We start from the raw sequence: 1,475 nt of genomic DNA on the forward strand, positions 1-1,475 counted from the left end.
CCGCGTCGCAAGGCGTCATCAGGCCTCGTCGATGAGGCCGCCCGTGGGGGCACCGCTGAACCGCGGTGCCCCCACGGGTCGTTCACCCGACATGCCGCCGATGAGGCGCCCTACACCGCCTGCTGCCCGAGGTCGTCCGGCCGGTAGTGGCCGCCGAGTTCATGGGTGAGCTCACGTGCCGTGGCGACCACGACACGCAGTTCGGGGGCGTCGTCGGACATCGACAACGTGTTGTCCGGGCCGATGACGGCGACAGTGGCGCAGATGCCGTACTCGTCGAAGACGGGCGCCGCCACCACGACGACACCGGGGGTGCTCATCGCGGAGCAGTGACCGACGGTACGGACCCGTTCGACGTCGGCGCGCAACTCGTCCCGCGCCGGTCCTGCCAGGGTCGCCGTCAACCGTTGCATGGACAGCTGGTCGACGTGGTAGGCGAGGAAGACCTTGCTCTGCGCCGCGTCCAACGGCAGGTGACTGCCGACGCGCACGGACACGACGACGACAGCGGCGATGTTCTCCTCGACCCGGGAGACCACCGGCCCCGTGAAGCCCCAGAGGCTGAGCACCGCGCTGCTCCGGGTGGCGCGGGAGAGCGCCTGCATATGGCGTGGGGCGAGATTCATGACGCGCCGGTGGCTGACGGCGAAGGCACCGAGCTGCAGCAGCAGTCCACCAGGTATGTAGCCGCCTGAGGGGCTGCGCTCCAGCAGACCGGCCGCGACGAGTGAGGTGCAGTACCGGTAGGCGGTGGTGCGGTTGAGGCCCAGGCGTTCGGCGACCTGTCCCGCGGTCACTTCGGGTGTGGCCGGTTCGAACAGCGCCAGGATCTGGCTGACCCGGCTCACCGCCTGGATGTCTGCCTGGTCTCCACGGTCCGCGCGGGCGGCGTCCGCCGACCTCGTCGATCTGGCCACGGGTGCCTCCCTCGGACGCTGGTAGGTGGCCTGTCAGGCGCGCTCACTCGCTGAACACGCCTGACAGGCTACCCGAATGGACCGTGCCGGCCTCCGTCGTACGGCCGCTCACGACAGTGCCGGGATCGTGCTGTCGTCAGCCATGTCGACATCCTTCGTCTCCGGTCCGATGAACCCTCCGACGCTGATCAGCAGGCCGGCGAGCGCGATCAGGACGGCCGGCGCCAGGTGCGCCGACATGATGCCGTCGAACTGCCGCAGATAGAACTGGTAGAACGCCGGTGCGATGAGCGCGAGGCTGTAACCGACTCCGTAACCGGTGGAACGGATGTCTGCCGGAAAGCGCTCGGTCAGGTAGGCGGCGATCGGGCCGAACGTGCCGACGGTGAAGACGCCGATCAGGACGCCCCAGCCGAGCGCCGCGCCCAGGCCGCCGTCCGAGGTCATCAGCAGCGTGTACGAGCCGGCGCCGATCACCATGACGGACAGCCCGTACCCGATGTAGAACCGTCGCCTCCCGATGTGCTGGGACAGCACTCCGAAGACGGGGTAACACAC

Annotated in this window: 2 protein-coding genes; both read right to left on the reverse strand. The window is 69.0% G+C overall.

Annotated elements, in window-relative coordinates; all coding sequences use genetic code 11:
* Positions 1-110: 110 nt before the first annotated feature.
* On the reverse strand, positions 111-917 hold the full coding sequence (locus AOK01_RS39900) for an IclR family transcriptional regulator (protein ID WP_055520528.1): 807 nt from the start codon (positions 915-917) through the stop codon (positions 111-113).
* Positions 918-1,025: 108 nt separating this feature from the next.
* Positions 1,026-1,475: MFS transporter (locus tag AOK01_RS39905; RefSeq protein WP_157871679.1), on the reverse strand; the 450-nt coding region annotated here is incomplete at its 5' end.

Source organism: Streptomyces aurantiacus, assembly GCF_001418335.1.
Taxonomy (GTDB): Bacteria; Actinomycetota; Actinomycetes; order Streptomycetales; family Streptomycetaceae; genus Streptomyces; species Streptomyces aurantiacus.